General features: G+C 60.7%; 13 protein-coding genes and 1 pseudogene. 12 read left to right on the forward strand and 2 right to left on the reverse strand.

What is annotated here, in order from left to right:
• Positions 1–217 precede the first annotated feature (217 nt).
• Positions 218–852: pseudogene (locus QP891_RS01500) on the reverse strand (IS6 family transposase); the annotation flags it as partial.
• Positions 853–1,046: 194 nt separating this feature from the next.
• Here QP891_RS01500 and QP891_RS01505 point away from each other — a divergent pair.
• The gene (locus tag QP891_RS01505) at positions 1,047–1,544 is read left to right on the forward strand and encodes a 3'-5' exonuclease (RefSeq protein ID WP_284769740.1); all 498 of its coding nucleotides are present in this window, start codon (positions 1,047–1,049) and stop codon (positions 1,542–1,544) included.
• Between the two features lie 38 nt (positions 1,545–1,582).
• Here the strand turns inward: QP891_RS01505 and QP891_RS01510 are convergent, their stop codons facing one another.
• Complete coding sequence (locus QP891_RS01510) at positions 1,583–2,926, reverse strand: TIGR01777 family oxidoreductase (protein WP_284769741.1); 1,344 nt, start codon at positions 2,924–2,926, stop codon at positions 1,583–1,585.
• 145 nt (positions 2,927–3,071) lie between these two features.
• Between QP891_RS01510 and pyrR the strand changes: the two genes are divergently transcribed.
• The 11 genes from pyrR to metK all read left to right on the forward strand — a co-directional run bounded on the left by pyrR (position 3,072) and on the right by metK (position 15,627).
• The gene (pyrR, locus tag QP891_RS01515; protein ID WP_284769742.1) at positions 3,072–3,680 is read left to right on the forward strand and encodes a bifunctional pyr operon transcriptional regulator/uracil phosphoribosyltransferase PyrR; all 609 of its coding nucleotides are present in this window, start codon (positions 3,072–3,074) and stop codon (positions 3,678–3,680) included.
• Positions 3,677–4,633 (forward strand): aspartate carbamoyltransferase catalytic subunit, encoded by a 957-nt coding sequence (locus QP891_RS01520; RefSeq protein WP_284769743.1) that lies wholly within the window; start codon positions 3,677–3,679, stop codon positions 4,631–4,633. Before pyrR ends, QP891_RS01520 begins: the two co-directional genes overlap by 4 nt.
• A 37-nt stretch (positions 4,634–4,670) precedes the next feature.
• Complete coding sequence (locus QP891_RS01525; protein ID WP_284769744.1) at positions 4,671–6,008, forward strand: dihydroorotase; 1,338 nt, start codon at positions 4,671–4,673, stop codon at positions 6,006–6,008.
• A gap of 42 nt (positions 6,009–6,050) precedes the next feature.
• Complete coding sequence (gene carA / locus QP891_RS01530; RefSeq protein ID WP_284769745.1) at positions 6,051–7,211, forward strand: glutamine-hydrolyzing carbamoyl-phosphate synthase small subunit; 1,161 nt, start codon at positions 6,051–6,053, stop codon at positions 7,209–7,211.
• Positions 7,212–7,236: 25 nt separating this feature from the next.
• A complete protein-coding gene (carB, locus tag QP891_RS01535; RefSeq protein ID WP_284769746.1) occupies positions 7,237–10,578 on the forward strand; it encodes a carbamoyl-phosphate synthase large subunit in 3,342 nt (1,113 codons plus the stop codon).
• Positions 10,562–11,401, forward strand: a complete 840-nt coding sequence (gene pyrF, locus QP891_RS01540; RefSeq protein ID WP_284769747.1) for an orotidine-5'-phosphate decarboxylase — start codon at positions 10,562–10,564, stop codon at positions 11,399–11,401. Before carB ends, pyrF begins: the two co-directional genes overlap by 17 nt.
• Positions 11,402–11,660: 259 nt before the next feature.
• Entirely contained in the window at positions 11,661–11,984 is a 324-nt protein-coding gene (gene mihF, locus QP891_RS01545; RefSeq protein ID WP_121910735.1) for an integration host factor, actinobacterial type, read from the forward strand.
• An 8-nt stretch (positions 11,985–11,992) separates the two neighbouring features.
• A complete protein-coding gene (gene gmk / locus QP891_RS01550) occupies positions 11,993–12,562 on the forward strand; it encodes a guanylate kinase (protein ID WP_023022483.1) in 570 nt (189 codons plus the stop codon).
• Between the two features lie 40 nt (positions 12,563–12,602).
• Positions 12,603–12,905, forward strand: coding sequence for a DNA-directed RNA polymerase subunit omega (rpoZ, locus tag QP891_RS01555; RefSeq protein WP_005279075.1), 303 nt, complete (start codon positions 12,603–12,605; stop codon positions 12,903–12,905).
• 137 nt (positions 12,906–13,042) lie between these two features.
• Positions 13,043–14,296, forward strand: coding sequence for a bifunctional phosphopantothenoylcysteine decarboxylase/phosphopantothenate--cysteine ligase CoaBC (coaBC, locus tag QP891_RS01560; protein WP_284769748.1), 1,254 nt, complete (start codon positions 13,043–13,045; stop codon positions 14,294–14,296).
• Positions 14,297–14,394: 98 nt separating this feature from the next.
• On the forward strand, positions 14,395–15,627 hold the full coding sequence (gene metK, locus QP891_RS01565) for a methionine adenosyltransferase (RefSeq protein ID WP_284769749.1): 1,233 nt from the start codon (positions 14,395–14,397) through the stop codon (positions 15,625–15,627).
• Positions 15,628–15,634 lie beyond the last annotated feature (7 nt).

Genomic DNA, 15,634 nt, shown 5'->3' on the forward strand with positions numbered 1-15,634 from the left:
ATACCAATCGTTTCAATCAGCCCATCCCACATTTCGCGCGCCTGCGCATCATCGGACAACATGACCTCCGCGTCCTGCGCCGGAGCCTCCTGCTGTGGGGCATTATCTTCCTCGCGTGGTTCACTCGGGGAGTTCTGCGGGTGCTGTTGCAAAGTTGGGTGGAGAGCAGCGAAGACTCAGTTTCTCATTCCCTGATGGCCGCTGCGTGTGGGCGTTGTTAGGCCGTCTCGAAGACCCGGTTGACGATCACCGCGTCCGAGTTCGGTTGCCCGTAGGCAAACATCGTGCCTTGTCCTTTCCGCAATGAGTGCATCGCCTCCATCCCTTTCAACGTCCAATATGCAGATGTCCGGTTCTTAAACGCGCCTTTCGGCCCGAGGATCCGCTTCAGCCGACCATGGTCGCCTTCCAGGATGTTGTTGAGGTATTTCACCTGCTGGTGTTCCACTGTTGGCGGGCAGATTCCCTCTGACTTCAACTCGGCGATTGCCCTGGCTAGGGAGGGTGCTTTATCGCCGTTGATCACTCTGGGATACCCGGCTGACGCATTGGATCTGCCGGCCTTTACCAGGAAACGCTTCGCTGCGGCCACGTTTCGCTTCGGAGAGAGGTAAAAGTCCAGGGTCTGGCTACCGGCGGTGATCGCCCGATAGAGGTAGCACCACCTGCCGCCGACCCGGATATAACCCTCATCCACCCGCCAGGAACTGGCCTGCCAGTCAGGTACCTGCCGGTACCACCGTGTTTGTTTGTCCAGCTCAGGGGCGTATTTCTGAACCCAGCGGTAGATCGTGGTGTGATCGGCCGGCACGCCCGCTCGGTCATCAGTTCCTCCAGATCGGAGCGTGTCAAGTTGTTTGAGTGTGGGGTTAGGTTTACAGGTAATTGTCGAAGCTGTCGGGGTAGGCCACGGCCATCTGGTTGATGGCTTGTTTCCAGCCGGAAACTCGGGCTCCTTCCATGAGTTTGCCGACTGTCGCTGAGACTCGTTTGGACTGCTTTGCCCTCTAGGCTATGCCACCGCGATTCTGGAGGGTGCAGAGTGGGTGGACTCCGAAGAAGACGTGGCCGAGCTCACCGGGTATCACTCGGTGCGCCAAGGTCCTGCACCCATTGTGGTGCAGTCCTCTTCTAAGGCGGAGGAGGCCGCGGTGCTTGCCGCGCACATTAAGGAATGGACGCAGGGCGAGGAAGACGTCTCCATCGGCGTGCTCACCTGCACCAACCAGCGCGGTGAGGAGATTGCCCGGCAGTTGGGCGAGTTTGAGGTTGCCGTTAGCGCCGGTCGCCGTACCTCGCAGGAACGCCCGGTGGCCGTTATGACGATGCACAATGCGAAGGGGCTGGAGTTTACCCACGTCATCCTCCTTGACGTCAACGCCGAGGCCCTCCCGCAGCGCTACCTATTCAAGGGGCTGGCACCCGCTGAAGCCGACGAAGCGCTACAGCGCGAGCGAGCACTGCTCTACGTTGCGGCGTCGCGCGCCCGCGACATGTTCCTAGTCAGCGTGGTGGGGGAGGCATCGGAACTCTTGTCTGCCTAGAGCGTTTCGGCTGCTAGGAGCACTGCTGTGGCCTTGACCTACAGCAGGCTTTCGCCGCCGAGTTCGTGCGCTAAGGCGCCGTCGATGGTGGGGTAGCGGAAGGTATGGCCTAGATCCTCCAGCACCTGTGGCTTGACGCGCTGGTCGGCCAAGGCGAGTTCTTGCGCGCCTTGCTTGCCCAGGAGCAGGGCGGGGCCGAATTGGGGGATCGGTAGAATGGTGGGGCGGTGCAATTCGGACCCCAATGCGGAGACGAAGTCCTTATTAAGCACCGGGTTTGGTGATACCCCATTGACCGGACCCTTAACCTTCTCATCCACGATGGCGCGGATATAGGCATCGGTGAGATCGTCTAGTGCCACCCAGCTGTACCAAAAGTTGCCGTCACCAAAGGCGCCGCCAAGCCCTGTGGAAAACAGCGCGCGCAACAGTGGTAGCAGGCCGGAGTTGCCGGACATCACGATGCCGGTGCGGATATTGACCACGCGCTTTCCGGCCTCGCGGGCGGGGGTGCAGGCCCGTTCCCAGCTCGCTGTGACATCGGCAAGAAAGCCCTCGCCGCGCTCGGCGTCCTCGGAAAGCAGCTCATCGCCGCGCTCGGAACCGTAGAAGCCGATGGCAGAGGCGCACACCATGGCCTGCACGGAATCGGTGGCGGCCACTAGGCGGGCGAGGTTTTCGGTGGGGCCCACGCGGGAGTCGCGGATATCGGACTTGTGGCTGTCATTAAAGCGCCCAAAGATGGGTTCGCCCGCCAGGTGTACGAGCACGTCGACGCCTTCGAGGAGATCGGGCCGCGGGTGGTGCGGGCGCCATTCGCGCTGGCCTGCCTCCGCCGTGCCGCGCACGAGCTGGATCACGGTGTGGCCCAGGGTTTGTAGCTGTGCGGTCAGGGCGCTGCCCACGCTGCCGCGCGAGCCGGTGATGGCGATGGTCAACGCCTTTTGGCCGAGCTGGCCTTCGCGCAGGCGGTTTTCAAAGGCAATATCCTGGGTGAGTTGGTGCTGCCGGTAGGCGAATAGCGAGTTGAGGGCCGCAGCGGGAATGCGGGTATCGACCTCGTCTGTAATCAGCGTGCCGCCTGGGTGATCGGCAAAACGGTGCGTATGGCGCCACTTGGCAAATTTGCGGATGGGTGCGTTGACGCAGACATCGCTGAAACTATACCCGGCTTGGTAGCGCGCAAGGTCGTGCTGGGCCGTCCATTGCAAACCGCCGGGAAGGGCGAGCAGGGAGGTACCATCGCCCAGATCGGTAGCCTGCTGCACCGGCTTCATAAAGGCAAAAGGCGCGTTCAGGCGCGTCAGCGCCCCTGGCCGGGTGTGCCATTGCCAGACGTGTTCGCGGGCGGCTGGGACTACGTGCTGTGCAGAGAAACTCACTGCGTGATGCACCTCTTTCGACTGAGCCTCACCCACGCGGTGGGTAAGGTGCTAAGGTAATACGTGTCTATCAGCATAGACGTCTACAAGTTCATTGACAGGCATCCTTTAAGGACCGCACCGTGAGGCGGGGAAGGGGGTCACGATGAGTGGAACTGACGTGAACGCGAACCAGTTGGAGCTTTTAAGCTCCGATGATGTCTCGCGTACCGTTGCACGCATCGCGCACCAGATTATTGAAAAGACGGCGCTCGATTCCGCGGAAGCCCCGCGGGTCATTTTACTGGGCATCCCCTCAGGTGGAGTGCCCCTAGCGCAGCGCCTCGCGCAGAAAATGCGCGAGTTTTCCGGGGTCCCCGTTCCGTGGGGCTCGCTCGACATCACGTTGTACAGGGACGATTTGCGCAATTTCCCGCACCGCGCCCTGCAACCGACCTCCATCCCAGACGGTGGCATCGATAATGCCACGGTCATCTTGGTCGATGATGTCCTTTATTCCGGCCGCACTATCCGCGCCGCCCTCGATGCGCTGGGCGATGTCGGCCGGCCTTCGATTATCCAGTTGGCCGTATTGGTTGACCGCGGGCACCGCGAAGTCCCCATCCGCGCCGATTATGTGGGCAAGAACCTGCCCACGGCGCGGGAAGAAGATGTCTCCGTATATATCCAAGATATCGATGGCCGCGATGCCGTTGTTCTCACCCGCTCTACGTCCGCGGGCGATACCGCGCAGATAAGGGGAACGCACTCATGAAACACCTCATTGATAGCGCGGAATTATCCCGCGCAGAGATCATCGGCCTTTTGGATGAGGCCGATCGCTTCCGCGAGGCGCTCGATGGCCGCGAGGTCAAAAAGCTTCCGACGCTGCGCGGGCGCACGATTTATACGCTCTTTTATGAAAACTCCACGCGCACGCGCTCGTCTTTTGAAACGGCCGGCAAGTGGATGTCCGCTGATGTTATCAACCTTTCGGCGTCGACCTCCTCTGTGAAAAAGGGCGAATCCCTGAAGGATACGGGCTTGACGCTGGCGGCCATCGGCGCCGATGCCATCATCATGCGCCACCCGTCTTCCGGCGCGCCGCAACAGCTGGCCCAGTGGGTGGACCCAGATGGGCATGGCCCCGCCGTCATCAATGCCGGTGACGGTGCGCATCAGCACCCGACGCAAGCGCTGCTTGATGCCGTTACGATGCGCCAGCGCTTGGGCCTGCACGGCGATAATGGCTTCGAGGGCCTGAAGGTAAAGATTGTGGGCGATTGCCTGCACTCGCGCGTCGTGCGCTCCAACGTGGATCTCCTGCACACCTTGGGCGCGGAGGTCACCCTCGTGGGCCCTGCGACCTTGATGCCGTGGGGTGTGGACAAGTGGCCGGTGCGCGTGTCCTATGACTTTGATGCAGAGCTTGCAGATGCCGATGTCGTGATGATGCTGCGCGTGCAGCAAGAGCGCATGGACGGCGGCTTCTTCCCGTCCCACCGCGAGTACGCGCAGCTATTCGGGCTATCGCAACAGCGCGCTGCGGCGCTGCACAAGGATGCCATCGTCATGCACCCAGGTCCCATGCTGCGCGGCATGGAGATCAACTACGCCGTGGCCGATATGGATAAAACTACGGTATTGCAGCAGGTCAACAACGGTGTCCACATGCGCATGGCAGTGCTTTTTACGCTGCTGACCAATGGCGATAACGCCGGGATTTAAATCGGGCAGAGCATAAGCCACGTAAAAGGGAGAGAAAATGACTACGTACCCAGCTACCGGCCGGCTGTCCGCACCGGCCGAGAACCCTCTACTGATTAAAAATATTCGCCTCTACGGGGAAGGCGAGCCCACCAACGTCCTCGTTCGCGGTGGGGTTATTGACTCCATCGGGCCCGAGGTGAAGGCAGAGGGCGCCGAGACCATCGAGGGCGACGGCAACGTGCTGCTGCCTGGCCTGGTTGATATGCACGTGCACCTGCGCGAGCCAGGCCGCGAGGACACCGAGACCATCGAGTCCGGTTCCAAAGCCGCGGCCAAGGGCGGGTTTACCGCGGTCTTTACCATGGCCAATACCACGCCGGTCACGGACCAGCCGATCGTCGCCGAATCCGTGTGGGCAAAGTCCCAGGCACTGGGGCTTTGCGATGTCCACCCAGTCGGCTCTATCACCAAGGGCCTGGAAGGCAAGTCCTTGACGGAGTTCGGCATGATGGCGCGCAGCGATGCCAAGGTGCGCATGTTCTCTGATGACGGCAAGTGCGTGCAAAACCCACAGCTGATGCGCCGCGCGCTGGAATACGCCAAGGGCATGGACGTGCTGCTGGCCCAGCACGCCGAGGATGACCGCATGACCGGCGGGTCTTCTGCCCATGAGGGCGAAAACGCCGCCCGGTTGGGCCTGCGCGGCTGGCCGCGCGTGGCGGAGGAATCCATCGTTGCCCGCGACGCCCTGCTGGCCCGCGATTACGGCAACCGCGTGCACATCTGCCACGCCTCCACACAGGGCACAGTGGAACTGTTGCAGTGGGCAAAGGAACACGATATTCCGCTGACCGCAGAGGTCACCCCGCACCACCTGCTGATGACCGATGACAAACTGCGCACCTATGACGGCCTTTTCCGCGTGAACCCGCCGCTGCGCGAACAGCGCGATACAGAGGCGCTGCGCCAGGCGCTTCTTGATGGCACCATTGACTGCGTCGCCACCGACCACGCACCGCATGGCTCCGAAGACAAGTGCGTGGAATTCGAAAACGCGCGCCCCGGCATGCTGGGGCTGGAATCCTCGCTGGCGGTCATCGCCAAGCTCTTTGTGGAAACCGGCCTGGCGGACTGGCGCTTTATCGCCCGCGTCATGTCCGAGCGCCCCGCCGAAATCACGCGCCTGCCAGGCCACGGTCGCCCCTTGGAAGTGGGGGAGCCAGCCAACTTAACCATCGTTGACCCACAACACCACTGGGTATCCGATTCCGCGCAGCTCGCATCCAAGTCCCAGAACAACCCCTATGCGGGCGAGGAATTTGGTGCGCGGGTTACCCACACCATCTTGCGCGGCTCGGTAACGTTCGATCTGAACGCCGCTACCCATGACTAACCTTGCACACAGCACCCAATCAAGGCACAGAAAGGCCACGACGTGACTGATAAAACCCCAGCAATCCTCGTCCTTGCGGATGGGCGTACCTTCCGTGGCTACGGCTTCGGCGCTACCGGCACCACCCTCGGCGAGGCCGTATTTACCACCGCGATGACCGGGTATCAAGAAACGATGACGGACCCGTCCTACCACCGCCAGATCGTCGTCTCCGCCGCCCCGCACATTGGCAATACCGGCTGGAACGATGAGGATAACGAGTCCCACGGCAATAATATTTGGGTCGCAGGCCTGGTTATCCGCGATCTGTCCCGCCGCGTATCCAGCTGGCGCGCAGAGCGCAGCTTGAGCGAAGAAATGCAGGCGCAAGGGGTCATCGGCATCCGCGGCATCGATACCCGCACCTTGGTGCGCCACCTGCGCAACTACGGTTCCATCTCCGCGGGCCTCTTCTCTGGTGAGGCTGCCACCCGGCCCGTCGAGGAACTCCTCGCGGAGGTAAAGAGCCAGTCCTCCATGGAGGGCGCGGACCTTGCCGCCGAGGTATCTACCGACAAGCCCTACGTTGTAGAGGCCAAGGGAGAGAAGAAATACACCATCGTCGCCTTTGACATGGGCGTGAAATCCGCAACGCCGCGTTACCTTTCCCAGCGCGGTATCGAGACCATCGTGGTGCCGTCTACCACCACCTTTGCAGAAGTTCAGTCCTATAACCCGGATGGCGTCTTCGTCTCCAACGGCCCGGGTGACCCGGCCACCGCAGATGACACTGTTGCCACCATCAAAAAGGTACTCGAGGCGAAAATCCCGTTCTTCGGCATCTGCTTTGGCAACCAGCTGCTCGGGCGCGCGCTTGGCCTATCCACCTACAAGATGAAGTTCGGCCACCGCGGTATCAACGTCCCAGTACGCAACATGCTTACCGGTAAAATCGATATCACCTCCCAAAACCACGGCTTCGCGCTGCAGACGCCAGATAACTACGACTTGGCCGATGAAGATGCCGAATTCGCCTCGGACTTCGGCCCGGCCCACATCACGCACATCTGCTTGAACGATGACACGGTCGAGGGCGTCGCCCTGCGCAATGGCATGGCCTTCTCGGTGCAGTACCACCCGGAATCCGCCGCCGGCCCGCACGATGCCAACCCGCTCTTTGATCAATTCTTAGAGCTCATGGCCAACCACACCCCGAATAAGTAGTCACCCAGGAAAAGGAAGAAATATTATGCCAAAGCGCACTGACATTAATCACGTCCTGGTCATCGGCTCCGGGCCCATCGTCATCGGCCAGGCCTGCGAATTCGACTACTCCGGAACCCAGGCCTGCCGCGTCCTGAAGGACGAGGGCCTGCGCGTGACCCTGGTGAACTCGAACCCCGCGACCATCATGACGGATCCGGAATTCGCCGACCACACCTACGTCGAGCCCATCGAGCCGGAGTACATCGAAAAGATCCTGGTCAAGGAGGCAGAGGAAGGCCACCCCATCGACGCCGTCCTGGCCACCTTGGGCGGGCAAACCGCGCTCAACGCTGCGGTGCAGCTAGACCGCCAGGGAATTTTGGATAAGTACGATATCGAGCTCATCGGCGCCGATATCGATGCCATCGAGCGCGGCGAGGACCGCCAAAAGTTTAAGGACATCGTGGCCTCGGTAGGCGGAGAATCTGCTCGCTCGGCCGTGTGCCACAACATGGACGAGGTCCACGAGACCGTCGACAAGCTCGGCCTGCCCGTCGTGGTGCGCCCGTCCTTCACCATGGGTGGACTGGGTTCCGGCCTAGCCTTCAATAACGAGGACCTTGAACGCATCGCCGGCGGCGGGCTTGCGGCCTCGCCCGAGGCTAATGTGCTCATCGAGGAATCCATCCTCGGCTGGAAAGAATACGAGCTCGAGCTCATGCGCGATGGCGACGACAACGTGGTCGTCGTCGCCTCCATCGAAAACGTTGATGCCTTGGGCGTGCACACCGGTGACTCCGTTACCGTGGCGCCGGCGCTGACGCTGACGGACCGCGAGTTCCAGAAGATGCGCGATTTGGGCATCGACATCATCCGCGAGGTTGGCGTTGATACCGGCGGCTGCAATATCCAGTTCGCCTTGAACCCAGATGATGGCCGCATCATCGTCATCGAGATGAACCCGCGCGTATCCCGCTCCTCGGCGCTGGCCTCCAAGGCAACGGGTTTCCCCATTGCCAAGCTGGCCGCGAAATTGGCCATCGGCTACACCTTGGACGAGGTGCAAAATGACATCACCGGCGAAACCCAAGCGGCCTTCGAGCCGACGTTGGACTATGTCATCGTCAAGGCGCCCCGCTTTGCCTTTGAGAAGTTCCCCGGCTCCGATGACACCTTGACCACCACGATGAAATCTGTGGGCGAAGCCATGGGCATCGGCCGCAACTACATCTCTGGCCTGAATAAGGTCATGCGGTCCCTGGAAAACAAGCCCAATGGTTTCTGGACAAAGCCAGATGAGTATTTCGCGGGCGAGCGCGCCACCGACGTGCAGGCGGTGCTCAAGGATCTCGAGCGCCCCACTGAGGGCCGCATGTACGATATCGAGCTGGCCCTGCGCCTCGGCGCCTCGGTGGATGAGGTCCACGAAGCCTCCGGCGTGGATCCATGGTTCATTGCGGAGCTCGAGGGCCTGGTGGAATTCCGCCAGGAGCTTGTCGATGCCCCCGTGCTCACCGAGCAACTCCTGCGCGAGGCTAAGGTCTTCGGGCTTTCCGATGCCCAAATTGCCGCCCTGCGCCCCGAGTTCAACGGCGAGGATGGCGTGCGCAGCCTGCGCTGGCGCATGGGCATCCGCCCCGTCTTCAAGACCGTCGATACGTGTGCCGGCGAGTTCGAGGCGCAAACGCCGTACCACTACAGCTCCTATGAGCTGGACCCCGATGCCGAAACCGAAGTGCACCCAGCGCCGGAAGGCTCGAAGGGCAAGGTCATCATCTTGGGCTCTGGCCCGAACCGCATTGGCCAAGGCATCGAATTTGACTACTCCTGCGTACACGCCGCCCTTGAGCTTTCTCGCAAGGGCTATGAGACCGTAATGGTCAACTGCAACCCGGAGACGGTATCGACGGACTATGACACCGCCGACCGCCTGTACTTCGAGCCGCTGACCTTCGAAGATGTCATGGAGGTCTACCACGCAGAGGCAGCCTCCGGCGAGGTCGCCGGCGTGCTGGTGCAGCTGGGTGGCCAGACCCCGCTGGGCTTGGCAGAGCGCCTCGATGCCGCCGGCGTGCCGGTGGTGGGCACCAGCCCTGCTGCCATCGACTCCGCCGAGGATCGCGGCGAATTCGGCAAGGTTCTGGAAGCCGGTGGGCTTGCCGCACCGCAATTCGGCACCGCCACCTCCTTCGAGGAGGCCCGGAAGGTAGCAGCCTCCATCGGTTATCCAGTCCTGGTTCGTCCTTCCTACGTATTGGGCGGCAGCGGCATGGAAATTGTTTACGATGAGCGGTCGCTGGAGAACTATATCGAGCGCGCCACCGAGCTTTCCCCAGACCATCCAGTCCTGGTGGACCGCTTCTTGGATTCGGCCATTGAGATCGACGTCGATGCCCTGTGCGACGGCAACGAGGTCTACCTCGGCGGCGTGATGGAGCACATCGAGGAGGCTGGCGTTCACTCCGGTGACTCCTCCTGCGCCCTGCCGCCGATGACGCTGGGCCCAGAGGACATCGAGAATGTGCGCGAGTCCACGCGCCGTTTGGCCGAGGGAATCGGCGTCAAGGGCCTGATGAACGTCCAGTTCGCCTTGAAGGACGACATCCTTTATGTCATCGAGGCCAACCCGCGCGCCTCGCGCACCGTTCCGTTCGTCTCAAAGGCGACCGGCGTGCCGCTAGCAAAGGCCGCCGCCCGCATCATGATGGGATCCACCATCGCGGAACTGCGAGAAGAAGGACTTATTCCATCGTCCTACGATGGCGGTTCCTTGCCACTTGATCACCCGATTGCGGTCAAGGAAGCGGTCTTGCCCTTCAACCGTTTCCGACGCCCAGATGGCAGCCTGCTCGATTCCTTGCTGTCGCCCGAGATGAAGTCCACCGGTGAGGTGATGGGCTTGGCCAACAACTTCGGTGCGGCCTTTGCCAAGGCGGAAATCTCCGCGTTTGCTCGTCCGCCGATTGAGGGCACGGTCTTCGTCTCCGTAGCCAACCGGGATAAGCGCACGCTGATTTTCCCCATCCAGCGCTTGGCCACGATGGGCTACAACATCATCGCTACTGCGGGTACCGCGCAGATGCTGCGCCGCAATGGCATCGAGTGTGAGGTCGCCGTCAAGGTCTCTGAGGCCAAGGACGGCGAAGAGTCCATCGTGGACAAGATCCTCAACGGCGAGGTGGATTGGATCCTCAATACGCCAGCAGGCTCCGCCGGTTCCCGTCACGACGGCTACGATATCCGCGCCGCAGCGGTGCACATGGGGCTGCCACTGGTCACGGTGGTTCAAGGCGTGACGGCGGCGGTGCAGGGCATCGAAGCGCTGCGCCAGGGTGATTTGCAGGTCCGCGCACTTCAGGAGCTTGAGCATGGACCACGCAACTAAAACCTTTGGCCAGCGCCTGGAAGAAGCTGGCCGCGAAAGAGGTCGCCTCTGCGTAGGCATCGATCCGCACCCGTACCTCTTAGAGCAATGGGGTTTGGATAATTCGGCAGAAGGCCTGCGCACCTTCAGTATGCGCTGCGTCGAGGCCTTCGCGGATTCCGTAGCCTTGGTAAAACCACAGGTGGCATTCTTCGAGCGCTTCGGCGCCGCAGGCTTTGCGGTCTTGGAAGAAACGCTGGCCGGTTTGCGCGAGGCAGGATGCCTGACGGTGGCGGATGCCAAGCGCGGCGATATCGGCTCCACCATGGAAGGCTATGGCGATGCTTGGCTAGGGGAGACCTCGCCCCTGCGCGCTGACTCGGTGACACTTTCGCCTTACCTCGGCGTTGGGGCGCTGGGCGCGGCTATTGCCACGGCGCAAGAAAACAACCGCGGTGTATTCGTCCTCGCGGCTACCTCTAATCCGGAGGCCCGCGCCATTCAGGCAGTGCCTGCAGGCACTGCGGACTCGATTGCCCAAGCGGTCGTCGACGAGTGCGCCGCCTTCAATGCCTCGGAGAAAGAGACCGGTGTTGCTGGAAGCGTGGGCGTTGTGGTGGGTGCGACCGTGGATAATCCGCCCCGATTGGACTCGCTTAATGGCCCGGTGTTGCTTCCCGGCGTCGGTGCCCAGGGGGCGGGTCCCGCGCAGGTGCACGCCATTGTGTCTGAGTGCCCGCAGCTGGGCTTTGCGAATGTCTCGCGCGCCGTCCTACAGCGCGGTCCTCAGGTCGATGACCTGCGCAAAGCCGTGATCGATACCGCAGACCAATTCCGGGATTAGAACACGCGGCGGGGTCGATTAACGGCCGCGCCGTTTACCTGGTATTTTGGTCTAAGCATGTGCGTTGACGTGCTAAAACGAGTGGCCCATCTGGGTCGCCTATCGTCATCGTGTCACTAGCGGTGCTAGGATAATCAGAAGTCGGTGTGCTCGAAGGTTCAGGGTAACTTTCCGCGGTATTTCCATCGCGTTTGGCAACCGGAATCTGGTACCCAGTGCCAGAAGTAATAGAACCAATCTAATGAATCGGAGGAAACTCGTGGCCCTTCCAAAGTTGACTGATGAGCAGCGTAAGGAAGCTCTCGCAAAGGCCGCTGAGGCCCGCAAGGCTCGCGCTGAGCTCAAGGCTGCGCTTAAGCGCGGCGAGACCGACCTGAAGGACGTGCTGGAAAAGGCTGAGACCGATGAGATCATCGGCAAGACCAAGGTTTCTGCACTCCTCGAGGCTCTGCCTAAGGTTGGCAAGGTCAAGGCCAAGGAAATCATGGAAGATCTGGAGATTGCACAGACCCGCCGCCTGCGCGGTCTGGGTGAGCGCCAGCGTCGTGCTCTTCTTGAGCGCTTCGGTTACGGCGACGAATAATCACGTCCATGGCTGACGCAACTGCTCGCGGTCGCCTCGTCGTGTTGGCGGGTCCCTCCGCAGTGGGTAAATCCACCGTAGTGTCGCGTCTACGGCATGACGTCGAGGGGCTGTATTTCAGCGTGTCTATGACTACGCGCCAGCCCCGCCCCGGGGAAAAAGACGGCGTGGATTATTTCTTCGTCACCCCTGAGGCTTTTCAAGAACGCATTGATGCCGGTGAGATGCTCGAATGGGCAGATATTCACGGCGGATTGCAGCGTTCTGGAACACCTGCCCGTCCCGTAGAAGAGGCTTTGGAAGCAGGGCGCCCGGTTCTCGTCGAGGTTGACCTGGCCGGTGCGCGTAGCGTCCGGAAGGCCCTTCCGGAAGCGGACTTGGTCTTCTTGGCCCCTCCTTCCTGGGAGGTGTTGGTAGAGCGCCTGACCGGTCGCGGTACCGAACCACAAGACGTCATCGATCGTAGGTTGCACACTGCATATGAGGAACTAGCTGCACAGGATGAGTTTGATCACGTTGTGGTCAATGAAAACCTAGATGAGGCAGTGGCCGCCATTAGTGATATCCTGCGAGGATAGATTCTTCTTTTGACCATCTTCAACCAATGTAAAGGTGCATGTGACTAACGTGACCACCCCTTCTAACACTGAATCCGCAAAGTCGGAACCGGTATTTGATGATCCGATTGGTATTACTGACCCGCCAATCGATGAGCTGTTGGACAAGGTTTCTTCCAAGTACGCCTTGGTAATTTTCGCTGCCAAGCGTGCACGCCAGATCAATAGCTACTACCAAGAGCAAGATGAAGGCGTCTTTGAGTTCGTTGGCCCGCTGGTTAACCCAGAACCCGGCGAGAAGCCACTGTCCATCGCGCTGCGCGAAATCGACGCAGGTCTGTTGGACCACGAGGAAGGCAAGTAAGTAACGCGCGCATTCGCGTGCGCACCTTGTGCCTCATTTCAGCCCCGTCCGGCTACCCCCAATGGTTTCACTTTTGTGGAACTAATGTGGCGGCCGGGCGGGGCTCTTGTCATACCTGCACGGTACGATTGTGCGATGTGACTGTTTCAAATTCTCCTCGCAATATCGTGCTGGGCGTTGCCGGTGGCATCGCCGCGTATAAAGCCTGCCACCTAGTGCGCAATTTTAAAGAACACGGCGATAATGTCCGCGTCGTTCCTACAGAAAGCGCCTTGAACTTCGTCGGCGCCGCAACATTCCAGGCATTATCCGGAAACCCCGTCTCAACCGGTGTTTTTGAAGCCGTAGAGGACGTTCAACACGTAGCTGTGGGGCAGGAGGCCGATGCCGTGGTTATCGCCCCTGCTACGGCGGACCTCATTTCTCGCCTGGCTGCGGGACGCGCCGATGATCTCTTGACCGCGACCGTGCTGGTAGCAACGTGCCCCATCATCGTGGCGCCCGCCATGCACACCGAAATGTGGAATAACCCAGCGACACAAGACAACGTGAAGACCCTGCGTCGGCGCGGAATTACCGTCATGGAACCGGCGCACGGGCGTCTTACGGGTAAGGATACGGGCGCAGGAAGGCTACCGGATCCAGAACAGATTGCGGCCATCGCACGCACCGAGCTGGCTGGCTTTCACATCGACCACAGCTGGTCGGGGCTGAAGGTTGTTATCTCCGCCGGTGGCACGCAAGAGGAATTAGACCCAGTTCGCTATATAGGAAACCGTTCCTCCGGCCGGCAAGGGTTTGCGCTGGCAGAAGTGGCCGCGCACAAGGGCGCAGATGTCACGATTGTGGCGGGCAATATCGCGGAGTTGCCGTTACCGAGCGGGGCTACAATCCGGGACATCGTGTCCGCACAAGACCTAGAAAGCGCGATGCGCGAGGAATCCCGCGATGCCGATATCGTCATCATGGCCGCGGCGGTCGCGGACTACCGGCCCGCCAATGTGGCAGAGTCCAAGATGAAAAAGGGCAAAGCGGATGATGCGCTTGCCGCGCTGGAGATGGTGGAAAATCCAGATATTTTGAAGTCTCTCGTGGCCGCGCGCGAAGAGGGCGAGGTGCCGGAAAACTGCGTCATCGTTGGCTTTGCGGCGGAGACGGGAGATGCTGATTCTTCGGCACTGGAGTATGCCCAAGAAAAGTTTGCGCGCAAGGGTTGTGACGTACTGATGGCCAATGAGGTCGGCCGCGGCGTGACCTTTGGCCAGGAAAGTAGCGAGGGGTGGATCCTGCGGCGGAATGTGGAACCGCAGCGCGTAGAGCATGGATCTAAGCAGGTCGTCGCGGCGCAGATTCTCGGCGTCGTGAATGAAATGATTGAACCGGGAAATTAAATATTGCGTTTATAGACCGCTTGGTCTAGGGTGGCCATATGATTGGTAGGGGGCAGAATGCCTCGGTATCGAATACGTAATAATCAAAGGAAGTTTTTGTGACTGATAACGCTGCAGTGGAAGCTCGTCTTTTTACAAGCGAGTCCGTTACTGAGGGGCACCCAGACAAGATTTGTGACGCCATCTCGGATGCCATCTTGGATGCGCTTTTAGATAAGGATCCGGAGTCCCGCGTCGCCGTGGAAACCCTGGTCACCACCGGCCAAGTACACGTCGTGGGCGAAGTTCGCACCAATGCCTACGTGGAAATCCCGGCTCTCGTGCGCGAGACCCTGAAGTCCATCGGCTTTACATCTTCCGATGTGGGCTTCGATGGCAATACCTGTGGCGTTAATATCGCCATCGGCGAGCAGTCGCAGGAAATCGGTGCTGGCGTGGATACCTCCACCGAGGCACGCGATCAGGGCGCGGATTATGACGAAGAAAATGACACCGCCGGCGCCGGCGACCAGGGCCTGATGTTTGGTTATGCTTCGAATGAAACCGCGGAGTACATGCCATTGCCCATCGCCTTGGCACACCGCCTGTCCCGCCGCCTGACCCAGGTGCGCAAAGAGAGTATTGTGGACCATCTGCGCCCGGACGGCAAGACCCAGGTGACCTTCGCATATACCGAGAACAATGAGCCGTCTCACCTGGATACGGTCGTTATTTCTACCCAGCACGATCCTGAGGTAGATAGTCAGTGGCTAGAAACCCACCTGCGCAGCGAGGTGTTGGAATGGGTTATCAAGGACGCCGGCCTTGATAAGTACTACACCGAGGACACCAACCTCTTGGTCAACCCTTCCGGCTCCTTCATTTTGGGTGGCCCGATGGGTGATGCAGGCCTTACCGGGCGCAAGATCATCGTGGATACCTACGGTGGCATGGCCCGCCACGGCGGCGGTGCTTTCTCCGGCAAGGACCCCAGCAAGGTGGACCGCTCTGCGGCCTACGCCATGCGCTGGGTGGCCAAGAATATCGTCGCCGCGGGCCTGGCGGACCGCGCAGAGGTGCAGGTGGCCTACGCCATCGGTCGCGCCAAGCCGGTCGGCCTCTACGTCGAGACCTTCGGCACCGCGAAGCAGAACTTGACCGATGAGCAGATCCAAGCCGCCGTCAATAAGGTCTTTGACCTTCGTCCGGCCGCCATCATCCGCGAATTGGATCTGCTGCGTCCTATTTACGGCCAGACCGCCGCCTACGGTCACTTCGGTCGCACCGACGTTGACCTGCCTTGGGAGCAGTTGGACCGCGTGGAGGAATTGCGCGCTGCCGCAGGTCTGTAGAATGTGG

It is taken from the genome of Corynebacterium sp. MSK310, from assembly GCF_030227355.1.
Taxonomy (GTDB): domain Bacteria; phylum Actinomycetota; class Actinomycetes; order Mycobacteriales; family Mycobacteriaceae; genus Corynebacterium; species Corynebacterium rhinophilum.

Coding starts and splice junctions, on each gene's coding strand:
- pyrR (WP_284769742.1), top strand. CDS start 3,072: ATGAGTGGAACTGACGTGAACGCGAACCAGTTGGAGCTTTTAAGCTCC.
- pyrF (WP_284769747.1), top strand. CDS start 10,562: ATGGACCACGCAACTAAAACCTTTGGCCAGCGCCTGGAAGAAGCTGGC.
- QP891_RS01525 (WP_284769744.1), top strand. CDS start 4,671: ATGACTACGTACCCAGCTACCGGCCGGCTGTCCGCACCGGCCGAGAAC.
- carB (WP_284769746.1), top strand. CDS start 7,237: ATGCCAAAGCGCACTGACATTAATCACGTCCTGGTCATCGGCTCCGGG.
- gmk (WP_023022483.1), top strand. CDS start 11,993: ATGGCTGACGCAACTGCTCGCGGTCGCCTCGTCGTGTTGGCGGGTCCC.
- QP891_RS01520 (WP_284769743.1), top strand. CDS start 3,677: ATGAAACACCTCATTGATAGCGCGGAATTATCCCGCGCAGAGATCATC.